We start from the raw sequence: 8,840 nt of genomic DNA, 5'->3' as shown, positions 1-8,840 counted from the left end.
CCGACCCAGGCGAGAGGGACGCGCTGCGGGAGGGGGCGGTGGAGGGGGTGGGTGCGGAGAGGGGCGTGACGGGTGATTTTCAGACCGCCAACGGCGCCCAGCACTCATCGATGAGGGTCGGCGGTCCGAAAATCACCCAGCCCCCGGAGCGCCCACCCCCGGACCCGCCCCCGGACCCACCCACCCTCCCGAAAGCCCACCCCCACACCCCAGCCCCGCGCAGCGGCCCCCTCACCCCTAGCCCCCCGCCCCCCGCAAAGCCCTCTCCAGATCCCGCAAAGCCACCCCCACCAACCGAGTCCCCGCCCGCACCACATCCCCCTGCACCCCCGCCGCACCCCCCTCCCCCAACCCCTCCTCCAACCGCACCTGCGCCTCCCGCACCCCCGAGAACTCCACCGCCCGCCCCGTCAACAACGCCCCCGCCGCCAACGCCGTCGCCAACCGCAACTCCTCCGCGTACTCCGCCGTCCCCGGCACGGGCTCCGCATCGGCCCCCGGCAAATGCGCCTCCAACAACACCGCCGCCCGCCCCAAGTGCCCCACCGCCGCCCGCGCCCGCTCGATCTGACGCCGACTCACCCCATCAAGCCCCGACTCATGCCGCCCCGGCTCCGCATCGGCCCGCTGCATCGCCTGCAACAGCTCCGACCGCGCCTCCCGCGAGTCCAGCAGCGCCGCCCGCACCGCCCGCCCCCGCGGCGCCGCCGGATCCTCGTAGCAGGCGACCACCTCCGCCGCGTACCGCCCGGCCGCCGCCAGCCATTCGGCGAGCCGCTCCCCGAGCCGCGCGGTCTGCCAGGTCGGGAACAGCGCGTACGTCAGCAGCGCCAGCGACCCCCCGAGCAGCGTCAGCCCCACCCGCTCGAAGGCCGTGACCAGCGGATCCCCGGCCTGCAGCCCGAGCAGGAACACCACGTACGAGGAGATCCCGACGGTGGTCAGCGCGTACCCCGTCCGGAACGCCAGATAGGCCCCACCGATGCACAGCACCGCCAGCGAAGCCAGCACCCACTCCCCGGGGTGGGCCAACTGCACCACCAGCGTCGAGACCGCGACCCCGACCACGGTCCCGGCCAGCCGGGCGACCCCCCGGCTGTAGGTCTGGGCGAAGTCGGGCCGCATCACCATGGCCGCGGTCATCGGCGCCCAGTACCCGTGGTGGAACCCGGCCAGCCGGGCCAGCAGGTAGGCGGCGGTGACCACCCCGGCGAGCCGGACGGCGTGCTGGAAGATCGCCGATCGCGGCCGCAGCTGCCGCCGTACGGCCCGCAGCGCGACCGGCAGCATCCGCGAGATCGACGGCTTGTGCAGCGCCCCGCCCGCGCCGACCACGGGCGTGGTGATGGTGTCCTCGTCGTTGCGGTCCAGGGTGTCCGCCGCCTTCCGCAGCAGCCCGCCGAGCCGCCGGGCGGACCGCCGGGCCGCTCCTCGCAGCTGCACCCCCTGGTCCGGCCGCACCAGGGTCAGCGCGGGCGCCGACCGGGGGAGCCGGACGGGGTCGCCGGTGCGGACGGCCCGGGCGAGGGCGTCCATCACCTCGGCGGCGGCCGCCAGCACCTCCCGGGCCCGGTCGCGTTCCGGCCCCTCCTCGGGGGCGCCGACCTTGGGGTCGGCGAGCGCGGCGAGGGTGGGGCGGATGCGTTCGGCGATGCCGCGCAGGCCGCGCAGTTCGGGCGGCCGGTGGCGGTCCTGCCAGGGGGTGACGGCAGAGGCGCGCCGGGCGGTCATGAACGGTTCCGGGTCCACGTGCGCGGTCGGGTCCTGACGCAACCGGCGTGCGTAGTCGGCGAGTTCGGCGTAGGTGTCGGCGAGCGCGGCCCGTTGGGCGCTCCAACTGCCGATCGGCCACAGGGTGATGACGACGGCCTGGACGACGCCGCCGAGCGCGGCGACCAGCCCGTGGCCGAGTGCGGCGGCCGCGCTGACCGGGAGTTGGACCACGATCAGCATCACCGAGAGGGTGTTCGCGGTGACCACTCCGGCGGTGGGGCCGATCGCCCAGGCGAGTCCCGCGCCGAAGGCCCACACCGCGAGCAGCACCGGAAACAGGCCGTACACCCCGGCGGCGAGGTAGCCGAGGAAGGTGCTGATCCCGAGCCCGACCCCGGCCGCGACGGCCAGGCTGGCGCGGGGCCGGAAGCTGCGCTGGAAGGTGGCCGAGCCGGCGATGAACGCGCCCATCGCGGCCGAGGTGGCGAGCCCGACCCCGCCGAGGGCGAGCGTGGGGAAGAGCACCAGCGCCACGGCGACCGCCCCGCGCAGCGCGCGCTTGGGGTCGGTGAGCGCCCGGTCGAGGGTGAGTCCGGTCCGCGCGGTGTCACGAAGGGCGGCGAACCAGGACATACCGCCATCCTAGACACGCCCTACCCCGCCATCAGCCTCCGCCACCGCTGCCCTACCCCGCCATCAGCCTCCGCCACCGCTGCCCTACGCCACCGTGGCCCTGCGCCACCGCCGCCCGAGCCGCCCCAGCCGCGCCGCCACCCACAGCAGGGCACCCGTCGGCAGGAACACCGCGTCCGCCGCGACCATCGCGAGCGAGAACACCGGCAGCCCGAGCACCACCGCGATCCCCAGGTGCTCCACCATCAGCACCGCCAGCAGCACGTTCTTGACCCGCCGGTTGAGCAGCGTGAACGGGAACGCGACCTGGAGGATCACCGTGCCGTACGAGATCAGGAAGACCGGCAGCAGCGCCGAGCCGACCAGCGCGGACAGCCCCGGCCAGGGCGCGAAGTAGTCCAGGTGCAGCGGGTAGTACAGCGCCGTGCCGTCCTGCCAGCGCGAGCCCTGCACCTTGTACCAGCCGGCCGTGGCGTAGACCAGCGCCACCTCGGTGGCGATCACCAGCATCGCGCAGTTGTGCACCATGTTCGCCAGCGCGTCGAGCACGGCCCGCGGCTCGCCCGCCGGCCGCAGCCGGCCGAGCGTCCACCAGATCCCGGCGACCGCCCAGAGCCCCCAGAACAGCGGCGCCCAGCCGAGGTACGGAAAGGCCGGCCCGGTCCAGGTGAGGCTGTCCCCGGAGAAGTCGCCGGCCTGACAGACCGCCAGCGCCGCGCCGAGCAGGGCCCAGAGCACCACCCCGCCCCGCCCGGGCCGGGCCCGGCGCGCGTCCAGCGACCAGACCTCGGCGCACCGGGTGAAGACCAGGTAGACGGCCATCAGGTGGACGACGTTGTCGCCGCCGTCGCCGAGGAGGACGTCGCGGTTCTGCAGCGACAGCACGGTGACCAGGAACAGCACGGTGCTCGCCCTGGTCCGCCAGCCCAGCAGCACCGCCAGGGCGGCCAGCAGGGCCAGGTGGTAGACCAGCTCGAACCAGAGCCGCCCGCCGAACCAGGGCAGCACGGTGAACGCCCCGTCGTCGGCCAGTAGCCGCTGGGCCAGCTCCATCGACCAGGGCGAGCGGTCGCCGTACAGCACCCGCCGGTTGGGCCACTCGCGCAGCAGGTAGGCGAGCCAGACCAGCCCGAAGCCGATCCGCACCACCGCGGCCTGGTGCCGTCCGAGCGTCCGCCCGCTGAAAGCCTCCATCGCCCGCCCGAGGGCCGCGACCGGCCCGCGTGCCACCGCGACCGGCCCGGGGCCCGCCGGGGCGCCGGGCGGTCCACCCTGCCGCGGCACGCCGTCCAGCAGCGGCTCCACCGGCCCGGCCTCCCCGGCCGGCGCCACGGGCTCCACCGCTCCCTCGTTCACCCCAGCCCCCGGTAGTCCTCGTCCCCGACCGGCCACCACGGCAGCTCCCGCACCCTGGGCGCGGGCGGCGCGGACTCACCGCTCCAGGACGGCGGCGGCACGGTGGCCGTGGTCGCCCGGAACTGGATCTCCAGCACCCGCTCGCCGTCCACCTCCCGGCCGATCCGCTGCAACGCGATCCGCTTGAGGTACTGCTCGGCGAGCCTGCCGCGCGAGCCGGTCGGCTTCCCGTCCTGGGCGTCGTGCGAGCCGTCGTAGAAGTCCCAGGCGCGGCGCAGCAGGTTCTGGTCGACGTGGCTGGGCGCCGGGTTGCCCCGGATCGCCGCGATGTCCTGCGCGGTCAGCCCGGTCCAGTCCCGGGTGCGGGTGGCGCCGCCGTCCGCGACGGTGCGCACCCGGGCGTCCACGCTGACGTTCTGCTGCAGCGGGTTGGGGGCGAACAGCTTCCAGTTCTGCTCGAACTCCGGGTAGACGATCCCGTCGACCTCGTCCCGGTACTGCCGGGACAGCGTGTTGGCGGGGGCGACGTGCAGGAACACCGCAGCGAGGAACAGCCCGGTGCCGCTGACCAGCACCGCGGCGGCCAGGCCGAGGACGAGCTGCGCGGGCGTCGACCAGACCCTCCCCGGGGCGGCCCGGTCCGTGGTCCCCGTCATGGCCTCCCCGCCCGGTCGGCGCGCCGCCGGCCGGTACCGGCGCGTCGCGCGCCCATCCTGCCCTACCCGTCACCGGGCGGGCACCGGAGGTTCCGGAGGTCCTGGAGGTCGCAGAGGTCCTCCAGGTCCTACAGGTCCTACAGGACGAAGGCGGCCTGTCCGGTGCTGCTGACCATCGGACGGCCGGCCCCCTCCCAGGCGTACATCCCGCCGTCCACGTTCACGGCGTCCCGGCCCTGCTGCACCAGGTACTGGACGACCTGCGCGGAGCGGCCGCCGACCCGGCAGAGCACGTACAGCCTGTCCTCCGGCAGCTCGTCGATCCGGGCGATCACCTCGCCGATCGGGATGTGCAGCGCGCCGTCCACGTGGCCGGCGTCGAACTCGTCCTGCTCGCGCACGTCCAGCAGGGCGGCGTCGGCCGGCACGGAGGCGGCGTCGGTGGAGGGGATCTGCGCGAACATCGTGGGGCTCTCCTGAGCTCGGTACGGGTCGGTGGAGTCGGTGGGGCGGGTGCCATTGTCGCCCACCGCCGTCGGCCGGCGGGCCGGATCCGGGGTGCCGAGCAGCCGCTCCAGCTCGGCCTGCTGCGCGGCGGCCTTGGCGAGCAGCTCCTCGGCGAGCTGTTCCAGCAGCCGGTCCGGGTCCTGCGGGGCGAGGGCCAGCAGCTGGCCCATCGGGGTCTGCTCCAGCCGGACCTGCTCGGTGGCGGTCTCGGTGATCTTGGCGGTCAGCCAGTCCAGCCGGCGGCGCAGCCAGCCCAGCCGGTCGGGGGAGTCGACGGCGGGCGCGGCCTCCGGCGCGGTGGACCACTCGGCGGCGAGGCCCTCCAGCGCGACGGTGTCCCCGTAGGCGTAGGCCTCGTTGACCCGGACCAGGAAGTCCGCCCGGCGCTGCTGCTCGCCGGGGTCGGTGGTGAGGTCCGGGTGGGCGCGGCGGACCAGCTCGCGGTAGATCCGCTGGGCCTCCTTCCCGGGCCGCACCCGGGCCGGCGCGGCGGGCGGCGGCGGGACGGCCTCGTCCGCGCCCTCGCCCGTCCTCTCCCGCTCCGAGCGCACCGAGTCGAACAGCGCGTCCAGGTCGGGCAGGTCCTCGACCTGCTGCCGCGCCTCGGCGGCCCGGCGCAGGTCGTCGGGGTGGCCGGTGCGGGCCGCGACGGCCTCGGCGACCAGCGCGTCGAGCTCGTCCAGCCGGGCGTAGAGCGGGCCGAGCAGCTGGTGGTGGATCAGCGCGAAGTTGTCGATCTCGACCCGCAGCGTCTGGACGTCCACGTCCATGCTGAGCCAGGCCAGCTCGGCGGCGGCGACCCGCTCCTCCAGCTCCTGCTGCTCCGGGTCCGTCCAGCGGGCAGGGCTCTGCGCGGTCACGATCTCACCTCTGTCTCGTCCGTCCGGCCGGCTTCCTTCGGAGCCACCGCGCGGGCGGCCCGGCCTGCCACCCTACCGTCGCGGTCCGCGCCGCCGTCCGGGTGAAGCGGGCGTACGAACCGGCGCGCGGCGCGTGACACGCAACCGATCCTGATGAATCTCCCCGTTTCGGTGTCGGGCCCGGCCCGGTCCGTGCTTCGCTGGTATCCGCACAGCGTGCCTTCCTCCGGAGAAACGGCCGCCCCGGGCGCGGCGGCCAGGCGGGAGCAGACCGAATCCATGGTGGCCGAGTCCAACTCCACACCGCTTCCGGCGGGCGCCGAGACCGCGCCGGGCGACCACCCTCCGGGCGTGGCCGCCCTGGTCCGGCTCGCCCTCGTCGTGGTCGACCGGGCCGGCCGGATCGCCCAGTGGAGCCGGGCCGCCGAGGAACTGTTCGGGCACCGCGCCGAGGCCGCCACCGACCGCCCGGCCTCGGGCCTGCTGCCGGCCCTGGAGTCCCGGGTGCTCGGCCGCTGCGCGGTGCGCCGCCGCTGCGACGCCCTCGACACCCTGGCCGAGCTGACCGCGGCCGGCCGCCCCTGGGCCGGGCGGCTCACCGTGACCGACCGGGAGGAGCACCAGCGCGACGTGCTCTGGTGGGCCTACCCGCTGCCCGGCCCGGCCGGCGGACTGCTCGCGCTCGCCACCGACGCCCGCCCGCTGCGCACCACCGGGCCGCGGCTCGCCCTCGGCGAGCGCCTGCTGCCCTTCACCGCGACGCCCGGCGCCCGGGGCGGCTTCCACGGGCTGACCGCCGCCCTCACCCCGCCCGCCGCCGAGCTGCCCGAGCCGCTGGCTCGGCTGCTGCCCGTCGCCCTCCGGGCCCCGCTGCGCGAGGCCGCCGCCCTGGGCGGGCTGCCCGCGCTGCGGCTGGACGCGACCACCGTACTGCCGGTGCTGCCCTCCGATCCGCAGACCGGCACCGCCCACGTGGCCGCCGGCCTGGGCCGCCGCTACCCGACGCCCCAGCAGCGCGCGGCCCGGCTCGGTGCGCCGCCGCAGGGCGACCAGTCCGCGTCCGGCCGCCGTCCCCAGGGCCCGCTGCCCGCCCAGCGCGAACCGGTCCAGCGCGAACCGGTCCACCGCGAACCGGCGCCCCACGGCCCGGCCCGGCGCGACCCCGCCCCTTACGCCCCCGGCGAGCGGCCCACCGCGGCCGTCGGTGCCCCGCCCGCCCCGCTCCCGGCCCCCGGCCGGGAGGCAGCACCCCCACGCACCGGAGGAGGAGCCACCATCGAGCCGCAGGCCGCCGTCGAGTCGTCCGCCCACGGCCTCCCGCCGCGCCGCCCCGACCAGGCCCCGCCCGGCGCCGTCCCCGCCCCCGCCGGCGGCGAGGGACCATCGAGCGGCCGGCTGGGCCCGTTCCTCACCAACGGCCAGGCCGGCGAACAGCTGGCCCTGCTGAACGAGGTCGGCGGCAAGGTCGGCACCACCCTGGACCTCGGCTTCACCGCCCACGAGCTGTGCCAGGTGCTGGTCCCCCGGGTCGCCGACTTCGCCTGCGTGGACCTCGTGGACGGCCTGATCTCGGACTCCGAGCTGCCGGTCTCCCGCCCCGACGACGACACCATGCTGCGCCGGGTGGCCCTGGTCTTCAACCAGACCGGCGGCGCCTGGGACCACGTGCTCTCCGAGGGCTCGCTGGTCAGCATGCCGCGCCGGACCCCGCCCGGGATGGCCCTGCAACTGAACCAGCCGGTGCTGGTCCCGGTGGTCAGCGCGGACGTCGCGGTGGACTACGCGATCGCGCTCGGCGGCGCCCGGCTGGCCCCGGTGGTCTCCGGCCGCTCGATGCTGGTGGTCCCGCTGTCCGCCCGGGGCACCGTGCTGGGCATCCTCAAGCTGCTCCGGCTGCCGGACCGCGCCCCCTTCGACGAGAGCGACGCCGCCACCCTCAAGGAGCTGGCGGTACGGGCCGCGCTGTCGCTGGACAACGCCCGGCTGCACCGCGCCGAGGCGAGGGTCGCCACCACCCTCCAGCGCTCGATGATCCCGACCCGCCCACCGCAGATCCCCGGTGTGCAGATCGCCCACCGCTACCTGCCCGGCGATCCGAAGGCCGAGGTCGGCGGCGACTGGTTCGACGCGATCCAGCTGCCCGGCAGCCGGGTCGCCCTGGTGGTCGGCGACGTGATGGGCCACGGCATCCACTCGGCCGCCGCGATGGGCCGCTTCCGCACCGCGATGCAGACCCTCGCCGCCCTGGACCTGCCGCCCGGTCAGCTGCTCCGGCACCTGGACAACCTGGCCCAGAAGCTCGGCGACGACCACCTCGCCACCTGCCTGTACGCGGTCTACGACCCGATCAACCGGACCTGCGAGCTGGCCAGCGCCGGCCACGTCCCACCCGTCCTGGTGCACCCGGACGGCAGCGGGGAACTGCTGGAGATCCCGGCCGGCGCGCCGATCGGCGTCGGCGGGGTGCCGTTCGTCGCCAAGACCATCGACGTCTCGGACGGCTCGATGCTGGTGCTGTGCACCGACGGACTGGTCGAGGTCCGGGGCGGGGACATAGGGGCGGGCCTGGCCGCGCTGTGCGGCAACCTGATCGACCCGCAGCAGAGCCCCGAGCAGGCCTGCGACGAGGTGCTGCGCCGGCTGCACTCGGACGACCGCAAGGACGACGTCGCCCTGCTGGTGGCCCGTTTCGACGGGGTCGCCCCGTCCGAGGTGGCCACCTGGGACCTCACCGTGGACCAGCGCGAGGTCCGCCGGGCCCGTTCGCTGGTCCGCGAGCAGCTGGCCGCCTGGCACCTGGAGGCGCTCAGCGACACCACCGAGCTACTGGTCAGCGAACTGGTCACGAACGCCGTACGGGTCGCCCGGGACCGGGTGCAGCTCCAGCTGATCCGGGTGGACAAGCTGCTGGTCGAGGTCAGCGACGACAACCACAACCTGCCCTCGCTGGAACCGGCCGAGCAGCTCGGCGAGACCGGCCGCGGCCTCACCCTGGTCACCAAACTCGCCGAACACTGGGGCACCGCCCGCAAGGCGGTGGGCAAGGTCGTCTGGTTCGAGCTGCCCCTCCCGCACGCATGACGGCCGCGTACGGGCAACGCCCCGTACGCGGCCG

At 75.7% G+C, this 8,840-nt stretch carries 5 protein-coding genes; 1 reads left to right on the top strand and 4 read right to left on the bottom strand.

Going from position 1 to position 8,840, the window contains the following annotated elements:
- Positions 1-237: 237 nt before the first annotated feature.
- The 4 genes from ACIQWA_RS23155 to ACIQWA_RS23140 all read right to left on the bottom strand — a co-directional run bounded on the left by ACIQWA_RS23155 (position 238) and on the right by ACIQWA_RS23140 (position 5,725).
- Entirely contained in the window at positions 238-2,346 is a 2,109-nt protein-coding gene (locus ACIQWA_RS23155; RefSeq protein WP_402485237.1) for an FUSC family protein, read from the bottom strand.
- Between the two features lie 84 nt (positions 2,347-2,430).
- A complete protein-coding gene (locus tag ACIQWA_RS23150; RefSeq protein WP_402485235.1) occupies positions 2,431-3,687 on the bottom strand; it encodes an HTTM domain-containing protein in 1,257 nt (418 codons plus the stop codon).
- 11 nt (positions 3,688-3,698) lie between these two features.
- Positions 3,699-4,358, bottom strand: a complete 660-nt coding sequence (locus ACIQWA_RS23145) for a DUF5819 family protein (RefSeq protein WP_402485233.1) — start codon at positions 4,356-4,358, stop codon at positions 3,699-3,701.
- Between the two features lie 137 nt (positions 4,359-4,495).
- A complete protein-coding gene (locus ACIQWA_RS23140; protein ID WP_402485231.1) occupies positions 4,496-5,725 on the bottom strand; it encodes a rhodanese-like domain-containing protein in 1,230 nt (409 codons plus the stop codon).
- A gap of 216 nt (positions 5,726-5,941) precedes the next feature.
- On the opposite strand from ACIQWA_RS23140, the gene ACIQWA_RS23135 reads away from it, so the two are divergent.
- Entirely contained in the window at positions 5,942-8,806 is a 2,865-nt protein-coding gene (locus ACIQWA_RS23135; protein ID WP_402485228.1) for a SpoIIE family protein phosphatase, read from the top strand.
- The last annotated feature ends 34 nt before the right edge of the window (positions 8,807-8,840 follow it).

Source organism: Kitasatospora sp. NPDC098652 (genome assembly GCF_044760155.1).
In the GTDB taxonomy this organism is placed as follows: domain Bacteria; phylum Actinomycetota; class Actinomycetes; order Streptomycetales; family Streptomycetaceae; genus Kitasatospora.
The sequence above is the reverse complement of the archived record's forward strand: the minus strand, read 5'-3'. Positions and strand labels throughout refer to the sequence as shown.